Here is a 14,863-nt window from a genome sequence, read left to right as displayed (position 1 = left end):
CATGTCGGCGCTCGTCGCTCTCGCTCAGGCCGGCCTGCTGGTGGCCCTGGCGATGGCCTGTCTGGTCGATCGTCGGTTGGCCCGGGCCTGCCTCGCCTTCATCGGCTTCGCGCTGACGATGGCGCTGGCGTGGTGGCATCTCGGGGCTCCCTGGCTGGGGCTGGCCGAGGCCCTGCTCGGCGGCCTGTGCACCGGCGCCGCCTTGCTCCATGCCCTGGGCGCCTTCTCTCGAGCGCCGCGGCTGCCTCCCCGTGATGCGTTCCGGCGGCCTCGTCGCCAGGTGCTGGTTCGGCTGCTGGCGCCGCTGGCCTGGACGGCACTGGTCGCCATGGCGACGGGGCTGTCGCTCGGTGCCGGAGAGCCGCTCGGAACCTTGGCCGAGGTGGCTCGGCGGCCGCTGCTGCCGGCCGGGCTCGTCATCATGACACTGGGGCTCTGGGCGTTCGCCGCCCATGCCCACCTGCTGCGACGACTGCTCGCCTTCAATGTGCTCGGTTCGGGCATCTTCCTGCTGTTGGCGGGACTTGCCGGCCCCCGGGGCGAGGTCCAGGCGCTGATCCTGGTGGGGCTGGTGGTGGCGCTGCTCGGCACCTGGCTGGGAGCGGTGCTGATCCGCCGCCTGCTGGCCCTGGAGAATCGCGTGACCCTGATCGCCGAGGAGGCGTCGGGGGACAGCGGATGATCGCGCGGTTTGGCCTCGATACGCCACCGGAAGCCTTTCCGACCGTGATGGCGGCGGCCCTGTGGCTGGTCCTGCTCGCCCCGCCGTTGCTGGGAGTGGTGGGCATGTACTTTCCCGCCCGTCGTGCTTGGCCGGTGGTGATGGCCGCGTTGCCGTTGGCGGCGACCTCCCTGTGGCTGCTGACGGCCGCGGCGGCGCACGGCGGCTATCATGCGAGCGTGCCGCTCGGTGCACTGGAGCTGCGGTTGCGCCTCGATGCCCTCTCGGGGTTGCTGCTGTCGCTGACCCATCTGCTGATGCTCGCCAGCGCCGTCTATGCCGTCGGCCACCGCCAGGCGGCGAGCATCCCGCCGCGAGCGGCGGCCTGGCTGTGGCCGTTGCTCGGGGGACTGGCTAGCTCGCTGGGACTGATCTGGCTCGCCGCCGACCTGCTCACCCTCTATGCGGCACTGGAGCTGATGGGGCTGTGTACCGTGGCCATGATGCTGTTACCGGGCAAGGCCGATGCCCTCGTGGCCGGCATGCGCTACCTGCTCTATGCCCTGGTGGGGTCGCTGGCCTGGCTGCTCGGGGTGGCGCTGCTGCTGGGCGCCTGGGAACGGCTCGACCTGGCTGGGCTCTCGGCGGTGGTGGAGCCCGGCCCGGTGACCTGGATCGCCGTGGCGCTGCTCAGCACCGGGCTGCTGCTCAAGGCGGCGGCCTTTCCGCTGCATGCCTGGCTCGCCCCGGTGCACGGCAGCGCCTGGACCCCAGTGAGCGCGATCCACGCCGCCCTGGTGATCAAGGCCTCCTTCTTCATCCTGCTGCAGCTCTGGTTGCTGCTGATGCCTGGGGCGGTGGCCGGTGCCTGGTTGCTCGGGGGGCTGGGCAGCATGGCGGTGCTGTGGGGTGGTCTGCTGGCCTGGCGGGCCAGGGGGCTCAAGCAGGTGGTAGCCTACTCCACGGTGGGACAGCTGGGCTACCTGCTGCTGGCCTTCCCGCTGCTGATCGGTACCGGCGAGGCGGTGGCGGCACTCGCCTGGCAGGGGACCTGGCTACAGCTCGCCGGCCATGCCCTGGCCAAGGCGGCGATGTTCATGGCCGCCGGCAATCTGCTGCTGGCCACCGGGCACGGCGGGCTGGCGGAACTGGCCGGGACCAGCCGGCGGCTGCCGCTGGCGCTGATGACCTTCGGCATCGCCGCCGTGACCCTGATGGGCCTGCCGCCCAGTGCCGGCTTCACCGCCAAGTGGCTGCTCCTCCAGGCGGCGTTGCTCGCGGGCCAGTGGCCCTGGGTGCTGGTGTTGGCGCTGGGCACCCTGTTCACCGCCGCCTACGTGTTCCGGGTATTCCGCTACACCCTCACCGAGGCGGCACCGCACCGCGAGTTCCGGCCGCTGCCGGCCGGCATGGACCTGATCGCGCTGCTGCTGGCGCTCTCGGCCATGGGATTGGGGCTGGCCGCCGACTGGCCCCTGGGCCTGCTGCGCTCGGGCGGGGGTGCGCCATGAACGGCGCCTGGTTCCCGCTGGCCACCCTGGCCAGTTCGCTGCTCGCCGCGGCGGTGATCTTCATGCTGCCCGAAGGGGCCTGGCGGGTGCGGACCCTGCTCAACCTCGGGGCCGCGGGGGTCAAGATCGCCCTGGTGGCCTGGATGGTCTGGGGGTTGCGCCAGGGCAGGGAGTACGCCGTCGAGTTCCCGGTCATGGAGGAGGTGAACTTCGTGCTGCGGGCCGATCCTTTGGGCATCATGTTCGCCGGACTCTCCTCGCTGCTGTGGCTGTTCACCACCCTCTATGCCATCGGCTACCTGGAGGATTCTCCCAACCGCAAGCGCTTCTTCGGTTTCTTCAGCCTCTGCGTGGCCAGCACCCTGGGCATCAGCCTGGCCGGCAACCTCTTCACCTTCCTGGTCTTCTACGAGCTGCTTACCCTCTCCACCTATCCGCTGGTGGTGCATCGGGGCACCCGCCAGGTGCTGGCGGCCGGTGCGGTCTACCTGCGCTTCACCCTGAGTGCCGGACTGGTGCTGATGATCGGCATGGTGTCGCTGCACGTGCTGGCCGGGGACATCCGCTTCGGCGAGCGCGAGATCCTCGCCGAGCTGGGATCCGAACAGCGTCCCCTACTGATCGTGATCTTTACCGTGTTGATCCTGGGGTTCGGGGTCAAGGCGGCCCTGGTACCGCTTCATGGCTGGCTGCCGCGGGCCATGGTGGCGCCGGCGCCGGTCAGCGCACTGCTCCACGCCGTGGCGGTGGTCAAGGCCGGGGCCTTCGGTATCGTGCGCCTGGTCTACGATGTCTATGGCATCGAGTTGAGCCACCGCCTGGGCCTGCTCCATGGGCTCGTGGCCATCGCCACGGTCACCATCCTCTATGGCTCGCTGCGTGCCCTGGCCCAGCAGGAACTCAAGCCGCGGCTGGCATTCTCCACGGTGAGCCAGGTCTCCTACATCGTGCTCGGCATCGGCCTGTTCGGGCCCCTGGGCACCATCGCCGCCTTGTCGCACCTGCTGCACCAGGGGCTGATGAAGATCACCCTGTTCTTCTGCGCCGGCAACTATGCCGAGGAGCTGGGCATCCACCGCATCGACGGTCTCGACGGTGTCGGCCGGCGCATGCCGTTGACCAGCCTGGCCTTCACGGTGGGGGCCCTGGGCATGATCGGCCTTCCGCCGGTGGTCGGCTTCTTCAGCAAGTGGTACCTGGGCACCGGGGCGGTGCAGGCCGGCATGCCCTGGGTGGTCGCCGTACTGGTCGGCAGCAGCCTGCTCAACGCCGCCTACTTCCTGCCGATCCTGCATCGGCTCTGGTTCCGCCCCGGCCCCGCCCACGGGCGAGGAGAATGGCCCGCCGAGCGTCACCTGGGCCGGCTCGAAACCAGTGGCTGGCTGCTCTGGCCGGCGCTGGCCACGGCGGCCTTCAGCCTGCTGGCCGGGGTGCTGGCGGGGATGCCCTTCAGTCCGCTGGAGTGGGCCTCCCGGGTGGCCTACGAGGAGTACCTGCCATGACCTCGCTGTCGTTCGCGGCCGGTCTCGTGCTGGCCCTGCTGTGGCCCCTGGCACTGCTGCTGCGGGTGCCGGTGCATGCCGTTCTGGCCTGGCCGGGACGCCCGCGGCGGTGGCTCGACGGTCTCTGGTGCACGGCGCCGCTGCCGGCGCTCGGTCTGGCGCTGCTGGCACCGCCGGGACAACTGGCACTGGAGTGGTGGATGCTCGGGGGGCGCTGGGAGCTCGATGGCCTGCGCCGCCCGCTGCTGGCCTTCACGGCGCTGCTGTGGGGGCTGGCCGGGCTCTATGCCCGGGGGTACCTGGCGGCGGAGCAGGCGCGCTTCGACAGCGGCGACGGCCGCGCCGGCCGCCGGTTGCGGCGTTTCGCCCTCTTCTGGCTGCTCACCCTGGCCGGCAACCTGCTGTTGATCGTGGCCGAGGACATCGCCAGCTTCTACCTGGGGTTCGCGCTGATGACCTTCGCTGCCTACGGCCTGGTGGTGCATGCCGGAACTCGGGACGCACGCATCGGTGGCGTGGCCTACCTGACCATGGCGGTGCTGGGCGAGGGGCTGCTCCTCGCCGGCCTGCTGTGGGCGGCCGGCAGTGCCGGGACCCTGACGCTGAGCGGGCTGCGCGAGGCCATCGCCGCGGCGGAGTCGGGGGCATGGATGGCGCTGCTGCTGTGGCTCGGCTTCGGGGTCAAGGCGGGGGTGGTGGGGCTGCACCTGTGGCTCCCGCTGGCCCATCCGGTGGCACCGACGCCGGCCAGTGCGGTGCTCAGCGGTGCCATGATCAAGGCCGGCCTGCTGGGCTGGCTGGTTACCCTGCCGCTGGGTGACCCGGGCCTGGACGGGAGCTTCCGCCTGCTCGGCCAGGCGATGCTGGCAACTGGGCTGCTGGCGGCGTTCGGGGCGGCCCTCTACGGCATCTGCCAGCGACACCCCAAGGCGGTGCTGGCCTACTCGAGCGTCAGCCAGATGGGCATGATCACCAGCCTGGTCGCCATGGGACTGGTCGCGCCCGGGGCCTGGCCGGCCCTCTCGACGGCGGTAGTGCTGTTCGCCGCCCACCACGGGTTGACCAAGGGGGCCCTGTTCCTCGGCGTGGGCATCGGTGAGCACCCGCCGCGCCTGCCGGCCTGGCTGCTGGGGGCGCTGCTGGCGCTCCCGGCGCTGTCGCTGGCCGGTGCCCTGGGCTCGGGGCTGGTCACCAAGTGGGCCTTCAAATCGCCACTCTATGGCGATAACCATCAGGCGCTGGTGCTGTGGCTGAGCCTGGCCGCGGTGGGGACCACGGGGCTGATGGCCCGCACCCTCTGGCGCCAGTGGCAGGGCGAGCGCCAGGCGCGTGAGGATGGCCTGACACCGCTCGCCGCGCCCATGCCGCTGGCCTGGCTGGGAACGCTGCTCGCCGCCGCCGGCCTGCCCTGGTGGCTGCCGGTGGAGCGCCCCGGGTGGCCACCCCTGGAGGAGCTGCCCGGCCTGTTGTGGCCGGTGGTACTGGGGGCAGTGCTGGCCGGGGGCGCGCTGGTGATGTCGCGTCGCCGGGCGTGGCACGTCGCCTGGCAGTTGCCACCCGGGGATCTCTGGTGGCCGCTGTCCGCCGCCTGGCGGTACTGGCTGGCCCGGGGGGCAGGACCGGTGACATGGCTCGGTGAGGCGAGGAGAGCGATTGTCGAGCGTCTGGCGGGAAGGGAGCGCCGGCTGGTCGAGCGACTGGCGACGGTAGCCCGGGCCGAAGGATGGCTGCGCCGCCATGCGGCGGTGCTGATGATGGCCACCGCCGTGGTGCTGGCGATGGCCCTGTGGAGCCAGGCCTGACAACCGGGTCGCTGGCGTTGCGGTGTCAGGCCGGCCCGGGGGCACTCGCGACTACAGCATCTCCTCGCCGGCCAGTGCCAGACGCGAACGCTCGACGCTCTTGAGGGTGACGTGGCCGGCGTGGGGCCAGTCGCGGAAGCGCTGGACCACGGCCGCCATGCCACAAGTGTTGGCGGTCAGGTAGGGGGTGTCGATCTGGCCGACGTTGCCGAGGCAGACGATCTTGGTGTTGCGGCCGGCCCGGGTGACCAGCGACTTGAGCTGCTTGGGCGTGAAGTTCTGCGCCTCGTCGATGATCAGGAAGGTGTCGTTCAGGGTACGGCCGCGCATGAAGCCGGGGGCGCGGATCTGTACCCGGGAGCCGAGCAACTGACGGGTGGCACCGTTCCCCCAGCTGCTCTCGCCATCCTCGTCGCGCAGCAGGTTGTCCATGTTGTCGTGGAAGGCGCCCATCCAGGGTGACATCTTCTCCTCCTCGGTGCCGGGCAGGAAACCGATGTCCTCGCTCATGGAGATCGGCGCCCGGGTGAAGACGATGCGCTCGAACCGCTTGGTGTCCAGGGTCTGCTGGAAGGCGGCGGCCAGCGTCATGAAGGTCTTGCCGGTGCCGGCGCTGCCAGCGATGGTGACCAGGTCGATGTCGTCGTCCATCAGCAGGTTGAGGGTGAAGTTCTGGCGGCTGTCGTGAGCATGCACGCCCCATACGCTGGCGCCATGACGGTAGTTGGTCAGCAGTTCGAGGCTGGCCTGTTGCGAGCTCACCTCGCGCACGATGGCCTCGAAGCTGGCGCCGTTGTCGCTGTCGGAGACCAGCATGCCGAGGTGCCACTCGGCGGGGATGTCGCCGGCGAGTTGGTAGATGACCTTGTCATCGTGGCGCTCGACGCGTACGTCGACCCGCAGGCTGCCCCACAGGCCACTGCCGTCATGGCCGGCATCGGGGTAGATCCGGGCGCCATCGATCATGGCGTCGGAGTCGTCGAAGACGCGGTCGTTGAGGTAGTCCTCTACGGGGACACCGAGTGCCGTGGCCTTGACCCGCAGGTTGATGTCCTTGGTCACGAGTATCACCGAGGCATCGGTACGCTCCGCTTGCAGCCGGCAGGTCTCGGCGAGAATGCGGTTGTCGGGGCTGCCATCGGCGAGGGGATCGAGGGGCTTGAGGTCGTTGTAGCACAGCAGGCGCAGGCGGCCCTCGGGGCCCACGAGGCGGGTGATGGGGATGCCATCGCGAATCAGGTCGACGCTGACGTTGGCGGTAAGGTCCGAGAGGGTGCGGCTGACCTGGCGGGCGGTACGGGCGATCTCGCGGATACCGTTCTTGTGCTTGTCGAGCTCCTCGAGCACGGTCATCGGGATGACCACTTCGTGCTCGTCGAACTGGTAGAGGGCGGCGGGGTCGTGGATCAGGACATTGGTGTCCAGCACATACAGCCTGGTGGCCTTCTTGTCGATGCGTACCATCGGCGCAGCTCTCCTTGTCGTCATGGTGTCGACACACTCGGCGCACGATGCCAACCGTGTGACAGGGCGCGGGTCGTGCCGTCCTACTTAGCGCTTTCGCTCACCTCCTGATTCTGCTTGGACACTGGATCTTTCCATACGCTCAGCATGGACATGAATGGCTAATGCTGCAGCACAGCGTGATCAACGCTCTCTCAGCGGGAGGACCTCCGTGGCCGCGTAGACACTCGCCATGTCCAGAGTGCCATCGGCGCCGACCCAGTGGAAGAGGGTATCGCGATGGCGGCCGAGGCCCACGTCGGCCCACTCACGCCATAATGATAGCGTGTTAACATTATGTCCGGACCATTCATCATGACTTCGCTGCCTTTCGTCTCTCGGCAGCGAGCGGATTTCACCAGGGGTTCGTTGTGGAGATGGCATGAAGCTGTTGCGTGGGTTCCTGTGGCTGCTCGGTTTCCAACTGCTCGGCCATGTTGCCGTTGCGCTGCTGTCGCTCCCGGTTTCTCACGCCATGGCCGGGCTGCTGTTGCTGCTGGTGTGGCTGCTGGTGAAGCGGCGGCTGAACGAAAGCGTGGCCACGGCGAGCCAGACGCTGATACCGCTGCTCGCCATGCTGATCATGCCCGGGGTGGTGGGGGTGTTCTTCGTGATCGACGAGTTCGCCGGCCACTGGACGGCGGTCATGATCGCCCTGGCCGTGGGTACCTTGCTCAGCGTGTTGACCACGCTGTGGCTGATGCGGCGCTTCATGCCCAGGGAAGCCGCGAACATGGACGAACGGAATCGCCAGCCATGAACGAGCTCCACGCCTCGCTGCTGAACACCCCGGTACTCGCCGTCGCGCTGACCCTGGCGGCCTATCTCGGCGGCATCCACCTGTTCGAGCGGCTCGGCCGGCCGAGCTGGTGCCCGGCGGTGCTGATCGGTGCCGTGCTGACGGCGGCGAGCCTGTGGTTACTGCGCTTCGATTACGCCGACTACCAGCGCAATGTCGCCGGGCTGACCCTGCTGCTGGGTCCCGCTACCGTGGCGCTGGCGGTACCGCTCTACCAGCAGCGCCAGCACATCTTCGTGCTGTGGAAGCCCATCCTGTACTGCCTGCCGCTGGCCGCCGTGATGGCCGCGCTCTACGCCGTGCTGATCGCCTGGCTGCTGGGGGCACCGCCTGTCGTACTGGCCTCACTGGCGCCGAAGTCGGTGACCGCGCCCCTGGCCATCGGGATCCACGAGCAGATCGGCGGCTCGCTGTCGCTGATGCTCGGAGGCCTGCTGATCACCGGCGTGTTGACCACCATCTTCGTCTCATTGTTCGCCCGCCTGCTCAGGGTGACCGACCAGCGCATCCTCGGTTTCGCGCTCGGCGTGAACGGCCACGCCATCGGCATCGTGCGCGCCTTCGAGCTTGGCCCCACGGCCGGCGCCTTCGCCTCGCTCGGCATGAGCCTGACGGGGGTGTTCACCGCACTGATTCTTCCGCTGGTGTGGCGGCTGCTGCCGATCTCGACATGACGCCACGAGAGCGAGGCAGCCGATGCAATGCCGCCCTCACCCTTCACGCCTCGATCCACACCTCGTCGCCCTTGAAGCTCACCGGCCAGGTACGCAGCTTGACGCTGTCGTCTTCCAGGCACTGACCGTCTTCGAGGCGGAAGTGCTGCTTGTAGATCGGCGAGGCGACCACAACATCACCCTTGAGGTCGCCGACGATGCCGCGGGCGATGACGTTGGCGCCGGAGAAGGGGTCGTGGTGGTCCAGGGCGTAGAGTTCCTGTTCGTGGCCGGGCAGCGCCGGTGTGTTCGGGCCGGCTGGCTGCGGCGTGTTCGGGCCGCATGGAATGTAGAAGATCGCGACCTGGGCCGGGCCTTGCGGGGTTTCCACCCAGGCGGCTACGCCGGAGAAGGGCACCAGGTCGGCGCGGGTGCAGAGGGGTTGCCAGGTCTGGGTCATGGTCTTGGCTGCGGCGGTTGCGGTGGTCATGGAAACTCCTTGTTCGGTTGGCGAGTGCCGGCGCTGCGAGGCCCTCCGGGGTCTGACCCCTGAGGGGCGGCCTCGGCGCCTCTATCGGCTGACCAGGGGCGTTGGGTCCGGCTCATCACGCCGGCCGTAGCTGGCCGCGCTCGGTGGTAGTGATAATGTCCGGATCCGGGCGGCTGTCATTGACGAAGCTGCGGAAGCGCTTGAGCTTCTCCGGGTCGCTGATGGCGCCCGCCCATTCGCACTCGTAGGCGTCGATGACGGTCTGCATCTGCCGGTCGAGCTCTTCGCCGATGCCGAGGCTGTCCTCGAGGATCACTTGCTTGAGGTAGTCCAGGCCGCCTTCGAGGTTCTCGCGCCACACCGAGGTGCGCTGCAGGCAGTCGGCGGTGCGGATGTAGAACATCAGGAAGCGGTCGATGATGCGGTAGAGCTGCGCGTCGTCGAGGTCGGTGGCGAAGAGTTCGGCGTGGCGCGGGCGCATGCCACCGTTGCCGCACACGTACAGGTTCCAGCCGTTCTCGGTGGCGATCACGCCGATGTCCTTGCTCTGGGCCTCGGCGCACTCGCGGGTGCAGCCGGAAACGCCGAACTTGATCTTGTGCGGGGCGCGCAGGCCCTTGTAGCGGTGCTCCAGCTGGATCGCCATGCCCACGCTGTCCTGCACGCCGTAGCGGCACCAGGTGCTGCCCACGCAGGACTTCACCGTACGCAGCGATTTGCCGTAGGCGTGGCCGGTCTCGAAGCCGGCTTCGATCAACTCGCCCCAGATCGCCGGCAGGTCTTCCAGGCGGGCGCCGAACAGGTCGATGCGCTGGCCGCCGGTCACCTTGGTGTAGAGCGCGTACTTCTGCGCCACCTGGCCCAGCACCACCAGCTTGTCGGGGGTGATCTCGCCGCCCGGCACGCGGGGAACGACGGAGTAGGTGCCGTTCTTCTGCATGTTGGCCAGGAAGGTGTCGTTGGTGTCCTGCAGCGGGATGTGGGCGGCATCGGTGATCGGCTCGTTGAAGCAGGACGCCAGAATCGAGGCCACCGCCGGCTTGCAGATATCGCAGCCAAGGCCTTGGCCGTGTTTATTCACCAGCTCGCCGAAGGTCTTGATGCCCTCCACCCGCACGATGTCGTAGAGCTCCTGGCGGGTGTAGGCGAAGTGTTCGCAGATCGACTTGTCGACCTCCACGCCGCGGCTCTCGAGTTCGTGGTCCACCAGGGTCTTGAGCAGGGCGGCGCAGCCGCCGCAGCCGGTACTCGCCTTGGTGTCGCCCTTCACCGCGCCGAGATCGACGGCGCCGGCGTCGATGGAGGCGCAGACATCGCCCTTGGTGACGTTGTGGCACGAGCAGATGGTGGCGGTTTCCGGCAGGGCGTCGGGGCCCAGCGCCGGGGCGGCTTCGCCGCCGGCGGGCAGGATCAGCGCGGCCGGGTCCTCGGGCAGGTCGATGCGGTTGGCGTAGTACTGCAGCAGGGTGTCGTAGACACTGTTGTCGCCGACCAGCATGGCGCCAACCAGGCGCCGCCCGTCGCTGGAGACCACCAGCTTGCGGTACTGCTGCTTGAGCGGGTCGAGGAAGCGGAACATGCGCGCGCCGGGGGTGCGGTCGCCGTGAGCGTCGCCGATGGAGCCCACGTCGACGCCCATCAGCTTGAGCTTGGTGCTCATGTCGGCGCCGCTGAAGGTCACACCGCCTTCCAGCAGCGTGGCAGCGGCGGCCTTGGCCATCTGGTAACCGGGGGCGACCAGGCCGAAGATGCTGTTGTTCCACAGCGCCACCTCGCCGATCGCCAGTATCGCCGGGTCGCTGGTCAGGCAGTGGTCGTCGATCACCACGCCGCCGCGCTCGCCCATCTCCAGGCCGCAGTCGCGGGCCAGCTCGTCGCGGGGGCGAATGCCGGCGGAGAAGACGATGAGGTCGGTCTCCAGCACCTTGTCGTCCTGGAACACCATGCGGTGGCGGCTGGCCTCGCCGTCGACGATCTCCTGGGTGGCGCGGCCGGTGAGCACCTGCACGCCGAGCGCCTCGATCTTCTCGCGCAGCAGTTCGCCGCCTTCGCTGTCGACCTGCATCGGCATCAGGCGCGGGGCGAACTCGACCACGGCGGTGTCGAGGTTCAACCCGCGCAGGGCGTTGGCCGCTTCCAGCCCGAGCAGGCCACCGCCCACCACCACGCCGGTGGTGGCGGTCTCGGCCGCTTCGCGGATGGCGTCGAGGTCCTCCAGGGTGCGGTAGACCAGGCAGCCCTCGCGGTCGTTGCCGGGAATCGGCGGCACGAAGGGGTAGGAGCCGGTGGCCAGCACCAGCCGGTCGTAGGGGTAGCGGCCCTGGGGGGTGACCACCTCATTCTTGTCGCGGTCGATGGCGGTGACCGCCTCGCCGAGGCGCAGCTCGATGCCGTGCTCGGCATAGTAGTCGGCGGTGGAGAGCGCCAGCGAGGCGGCATCGCGGCCGCTGAAGTATTCGGAGAGGTGGACCCGGTCGTAGGCCAGGTGGCGTTCCTCGCCGAACACGGTGATGGCGTAGCGCTCGGTGGCGCCCTGTTCGGCCAGCTGCTCGACCAGGTGGTGGCCGACCATGCCGTTGCCGATGACGAGCAGTTGCGGTTTATCGGGCGTGTTCATGCGGCCTCCTTCAGGGGGCTGTGCTGGGGTTCTGGGGAGTCGAGGAGCAGCTGGGCATCGGCGGCGCCGAGCAGCAGTGCCTGGCGACAGGAGCCGAGGTCGGTGCCGGCCAGGGAGCGTTCGAAGTACCAGGGGCCCATGGCGGTGTCGCCGTAGAGCACGGCACCCTCGATGCATCCGTCGCGCAGCAGCAGGCGGCGATAGTCGCCCTGCTGGGGGTCGTGATAGGTGAGCACCTCGTGATCGGGGTCGGGCTCGGTGGGGCCGAAGGCGTAGAGCGATACGCCGCTCACCTTGAGCTTGGTGGCGCAGGCCGTTTCCACGTAGCCGTCGACCGGCTCGCCGGCCAGGTGTGCCGCGAGCACCTCCACCTGACGCCAGATCGGTTCGACCAGGCCGTAGAGGGTGCCCTGGAACTCGCAGCATTCGCCGAGGGCGTGGATCGCCGGGTCGGAGCTGGTAAGGGTCTCGTCGACGATCACCGCGCGGTTGACCTCGAGCCCGGCGGTACGCCCCAGCTCGGCGTTGGGCACGATGCCGATCGCTACCACCACGCAGTCGGCGGGCAGCCGGGTGCCATCCTCGAGATGCACCTCGGCGACGTGTCCCCGGCCATCGTCGACCAGTTTGGCGATGTTGGCCTCGGTGTAGATGGTCAGGCCGCGGTCGCGCAGCTCGTTCTCGAGCAGGCGCGCGGCGGTGATATCGAGCTGACGGTTCATCAGGCGGTCGTCGCGCTGCAGCAGGCTCACCTGCATGCCGCGCTTGCGCAGCCCTTCTGCCGCCTCCAGGCCCAGCAGGCCACCGCCGATCACCACGGCGCGGCCGCCGGCCTCGGCGGCCCGGGTCAGGGCGTCAGCGTCCTCCAGGTCGCGGAAGGCCTGTACCCCTTCGAGATCCAGGCCGGGAATCGGCGGCATGGCCGGGTGGGAGCCAGTGGCCAGCACCAGGCGATCGTAATCGAGGGTGCGGCCGGCGTCGGTGGTCAGGCGCCGTGCCCGGCGATCGACGTCCGTGACGCGCTCGCCGAGCACCAGGGTGATGTCGTGTTCGGCGTACCAGTCCGCCCCATGCAGGGTCAGGGCGTCGTGGGGCATCTCGCCGGCGAGCAGCGGCGAGAGCAGGATACGGTTATAGGCCGGTACCCGCTCGCCACCGATCACGGTGATGCGTGGCGGGCGCTCCGGCTGCTGGATCAGGGCCTCGACCAGCCGATGGCCGGCCATGCCGTTGCCGACGATCACCAGATGCTCGGTCGGGGGCAAAGGTTGTCGGTGCATGGGTCAGGCACCTCCGCAGAGAGTGATAAAGCGGCCAAAAAGAAGACGCCTCGGCGCAGCTTCCCCTCGGGGAATGCGCGGAGACGTCTTCGTCGTGATATGTCGGGCGATCGCCATTGATCGCTGAGTGCCATATCCAATCAAGAATCCGGCCAGGATGCCGAGTGGGTAGGATTTTGTTTTCTATATCAATTGGTTGTAGGTGTCAGGGGAGGCCGGTCGGAGACCCCGTCCGGACGGTGATGCACATCAGTGGTGCGTGGCCACATCGAAATGCACAGGGCTGTAGCACTCTTCCAGGGTGTGCCGGTCCAGGGGGCGGCCGTGGGCGCGCAGATGCTGGGCGATGTGCTCGGCGAAGCGACCCGCCGCCGCAGGGCTGGGGCGCAGTACCCCCTCGCCGTGGAGGCGCTGGTGGATCGGTGCGCGGTCCAGCGCCAGGTCGTCGAGGTGGTCGATGGCGCGGTCGAGATAGGGCGGCAGGGCGAGCCAGTCCCGCGCCCGGCGGCAATGCTCGGGGGAGGCGGCGAGCCAGGCGCTGGCATGCGCCAGGGCGCGGATCAATGCCCCCAGGGTGGCCGGGTAGCGCCGGGCCCAGGAGCCGGTCACGCCGAGCACCTTCTCCGGGTCGTCCGGCCATAGCTGGGCGCCGGTGGCGACCAGCCGCCCCGCGCCGCGCTGGCGGGCCAGGGTGCCCCAGGGCTCGCCGGCGCAGAAGCCGTCGATGTGTCCTGCCTGCAGCGCCTCCACCATCCGGGGCGGCGGCAGGGCGATGAGCTCCACGTCATGCTCGGCGTCCAGGCCGCCCAGGGAGAGCCACTCGCGCAGCAGGTAGTGCTGGCAGGAGAAGGGATAGACCATGGCCAGGCGAGGGCGGCGTTCGCCCGCTTGCCGGCGTAGCCAGTCGCCCAGTGCCCGGGCGGGTGCCGCCGGGTCCTCGCCGAGTGCCGCGCCGCTCTCGCGACAGAGTGCTTCGGAGAGGGTGAAGGTATTACCGTTGCGGCTCAGGACGATCGGCGCCAGCGTCTCGCAGGGCGCCCGACCCAGCCCCAGGCTCATGGCCAGTGGCAGGGGTGCCAGCATCTGGGCGCCATCGAGCAGGCCGGCGGCGACCTTGTCACGCAGGGTCGACCAGGCGTTCTCCCGCGACAGCGAGACGTCCAGGCCCTCCTCGGCGAAGAAGCCCCGCTCCCGGGCGATGATCGGCAGGGCGGCATCCAGCAGGGGAATGAAGCCGAGGGTCAGGCGTTCCAGTTCGGGGGATGGCGGTATGGCCGTCATGCTCATGGCTGCCTCTTTCATGACAAAGGGCCCTGCTCGGAAGATCGAGAGTCGGAGGATCGAGGGGTCAGGCGTTCGAGGATGTCGATGACGCTGTCGGCGACCTCGGCCAGGGGCTGGCCGCGGTCCATGGCCAGCTTGCGCAGCATGCGGTAGGCCTGCTCCTCGTCGCAGTCCTGATGCTTCATCAGCAGGCCCTTGGCGCGTTCGATGCGCTTGCGCTCGGCCAACTGGTTGCGGGTGCGGTCGAGTTCCTGGCGCATCGAGTGGAAGGCATCGAAGCGGGCGATCGCGACCTCGATGATGGCCTTGACCCGGCCGGGCACGAGGCCGTCGACCACGTAGGCGCTGACCCCCGACTTGAGCGCCGCCTGCATGGTGTCGGGGTCGTGCTGGTCGGCGAAGAACACCACCGGGCGCGGGTTCTCGCGATTGAGCAGGGCCATGCTCTCCAGGGTGTCGCGGTCGGGGGATTCCATGTCGATGATCACCACGTCGGGCTGGTGACGGGCGACCATCTCGTTGAGGCTCGCCGGGCTCGAGAGGCGGCAGACGACCTCGTGCCCCTCGCTGGCGAGGGCTTCCTCGACCATGGCGGCGCGGACGACCTCGTCGTCGACCAGCAGCACCTTGAGGGATGGGGACAGGGGTGGTGGCATGGCAGTGTCGCTCGTCGTGTTGCGTGCGTTTACTCCAGTGCAAGATGCATTCCAGATACCACCGACACCAGGGGAGGCGCCGTCTCCGGCGGATGGAGGAGGCTG

Annotated in this window: 12 protein-coding genes; 6 read left to right on the top strand and 6 right to left on the bottom strand. The window is 69.0% G+C overall.

The features are described 5' to 3' along the window. Position 1: 1 nt before the first annotated feature. The 4 genes from AC5W54_RS04980 to AC5W54_RS04965 are packed head-to-tail and all read left to right on the top strand — an operon-like array spanning position 2 to position 5,476. Positions 2–682 (top strand): hypothetical protein, encoded by a 681-nt coding sequence (locus tag AC5W54_RS04980; RefSeq protein ID WP_495960971.1) that lies wholly within the window; start codon positions 2–4, stop codon positions 680–682. After that, positions 679–2,172, top strand: a complete 1,494-nt coding sequence (locus AC5W54_RS04975; RefSeq protein WP_495960970.1) for a complex I subunit 5 family protein — start codon at positions 679–681, stop codon at positions 2,170–2,172. The genes AC5W54_RS04980 and AC5W54_RS04975 overlap by 4 nt, the downstream gene beginning before the upstream one ends. Next, positions 2,169–3,674 carry a complex I subunit 5 family protein gene (locus AC5W54_RS04970; RefSeq protein WP_495960969.1) on the top strand — a complete coding sequence of 502 codons (1,506 nt, stop codon included), beginning with the start codon at positions 2,169–2,171 and terminating at the stop codon, positions 3,672–3,674. Before AC5W54_RS04975 ends, AC5W54_RS04970 begins: the two co-directional genes overlap by 4 nt. Continuing rightward, complete coding sequence (locus AC5W54_RS04965; RefSeq protein WP_495960968.1) at positions 3,671–5,476, top strand: proton-conducting transporter transmembrane domain-containing protein; 1,806 nt, start codon at positions 3,671–3,673, stop codon at positions 5,474–5,476. Before AC5W54_RS04970 ends, AC5W54_RS04965 begins: the two co-directional genes overlap by 4 nt. A gap of 51 nt (positions 5,477–5,527) precedes the next feature. Here the strand turns inward: AC5W54_RS04965 and AC5W54_RS04960 are convergent, their stop codons facing one another. After that, positions 5,528–6,940 carry a PhoH family protein gene (locus AC5W54_RS04960; RefSeq protein WP_495960967.1) on the bottom strand — a complete coding sequence of 471 codons (1,413 nt, stop codon included), beginning with the start codon at positions 6,938–6,940 and terminating at the stop codon, positions 5,528–5,530. 421 nt (positions 6,941–7,361) lie between these two features. Here AC5W54_RS04960 and AC5W54_RS04955 point away from each other — a divergent pair, with 421 nt between their 5' ends. Both AC5W54_RS04955 and AC5W54_RS04950 read left to right on the top strand, forming a co-directional pair. Then, positions 7,362–7,739, top strand: coding sequence for a CidA/LrgA family protein (locus tag AC5W54_RS04955; RefSeq protein ID WP_495960966.1), 378 nt, complete (start codon positions 7,362–7,364; stop codon positions 7,737–7,739). Continuing rightward, a complete protein-coding gene (locus AC5W54_RS04950) occupies positions 7,736–8,452 on the top strand; it encodes an LrgB family protein (protein ID WP_495960965.1) in 717 nt (238 codons plus the stop codon). The genes AC5W54_RS04955 and AC5W54_RS04950 overlap by 4 nt, the downstream gene beginning before the upstream one ends. A 43-nt stretch (positions 8,453–8,495) precedes the next feature. Here AC5W54_RS04950 and nirD read toward each other — a convergent pair whose 3' ends face one another. The 5 genes from nirD to AC5W54_RS04925 form a co-directional block, all read right to left on the bottom strand. Next, the gene (gene nirD / locus AC5W54_RS04945; RefSeq protein ID WP_495960964.1) at positions 8,496–8,921 is read right to left on the bottom strand and encodes a nitrite reductase small subunit NirD; all 426 of its coding nucleotides are present in this window, start codon (positions 8,919–8,921) and stop codon (positions 8,496–8,498) included. A 115-nt stretch (positions 8,922–9,036) separates the two neighbouring features. Further along, positions 9,037–11,538: a nitrite reductase large subunit NirB gene (gene nirB / locus AC5W54_RS04940; protein ID WP_495960963.1), complete on the bottom strand. Its 2,502-nt coding sequence runs from the start codon at positions 11,536–11,538 to the stop codon at positions 9,037–9,039. After that, positions 11,535–12,818, bottom strand: coding sequence for an NAD(P)/FAD-dependent oxidoreductase (locus tag AC5W54_RS04935; protein ID WP_495960962.1), 1,284 nt, complete (start codon positions 12,816–12,818; stop codon positions 11,535–11,537). Before AC5W54_RS04935 ends, nirB begins: the two co-directional genes overlap by 4 nt. A 249-nt stretch (positions 12,819–13,067) precedes the next feature. Then, the gene (locus AC5W54_RS04930) at positions 13,068–14,105 is read right to left on the bottom strand and encodes a CmpA/NrtA family ABC transporter substrate-binding protein (RefSeq protein WP_495960961.1); all 1,038 of its coding nucleotides are present in this window, start codon (positions 14,103–14,105) and stop codon (positions 13,068–13,070) included. An 11-nt stretch (positions 14,106–14,116) separates the two neighbouring features. Further along, on the bottom strand, positions 14,117–14,758 hold the full coding sequence (locus AC5W54_RS04925) for an ANTAR domain-containing response regulator (RefSeq protein WP_495960960.1): 642 nt from the start codon (positions 14,756–14,758) through the stop codon (positions 14,117–14,119). Positions 14,759–14,863 lie beyond the last annotated feature (105 nt).

The organism is Halomonas sp. LMYGS-3 (assembly GCF_059509875.1).
Note: the sequence above shows the minus strand (reverse complement) of the source record. Positions and strands in the feature narration are given on the sequence as shown.

Coding starts and splice junctions, on each gene's coding strand:
- AC5W54_RS04980 (WP_495960971.1), top strand. CDS start 2: ATGTCGGCGCTCGTCGCTCTCGCTCAGGCCGGCCTGCTGGTGGCCCTG.
- AC5W54_RS04975 (WP_495960970.1), top strand. CDS start 679: ATGATCGCGCGGTTTGGCCTCGATACGCCACCGGAAGCCTTTCCGACC.
- AC5W54_RS04970 (WP_495960969.1), top strand. CDS start 2,169: ATGAACGGCGCCTGGTTCCCGCTGGCCACCCTGGCCAGTTCGCTGCTC.
- AC5W54_RS04965 (WP_495960968.1), top strand. CDS start 3,671: ATGACCTCGCTGTCGTTCGCGGCCGGTCTCGTGCTGGCCCTGCTGTGG.
- AC5W54_RS04960 (WP_495960967.1), bottom strand. CDS start 6,940: ATGGTACGCATCGACAAGAAGGCCACCAGGCTGTATGTGCTGGACACC.
- AC5W54_RS04955 (WP_495960966.1), top strand. CDS start 7,362: ATGAAGCTGTTGCGTGGGTTCCTGTGGCTGCTCGGTTTCCAACTGCTC.
- AC5W54_RS04950 (WP_495960965.1), top strand. CDS start 7,736: ATGAACGAGCTCCACGCCTCGCTGCTGAACACCCCGGTACTCGCCGTC.
- nirD (WP_495960964.1), bottom strand. CDS start 8,921: ATGACCACCGCAACCGCCGCAGCCAAGACCATGACCCAGACCTGGCAA.
- nirB (WP_495960963.1), bottom strand. CDS start 11,538: ATGAACACGCCCGATAAACCGCAACTGCTCGTCATCGGCAACGGCATG.
- AC5W54_RS04935 (WP_495960962.1), bottom strand. CDS start 12,818: ATGCACCGACAACCTTTGCCCCCGACCGAGCATCTGGTGATCGTCGGC.
- AC5W54_RS04930 (WP_495960961.1), bottom strand. CDS start 14,105: ATGAGCATGACGGCCATACCGCCATCCCCCGAACTGGAACGCCTGACC.
- AC5W54_RS04925 (WP_495960960.1), bottom strand. CDS start 14,758: ATGCCACCACCCCTGTCCCCATCCCTCAAGGTGCTGCTGGTCGACGAC.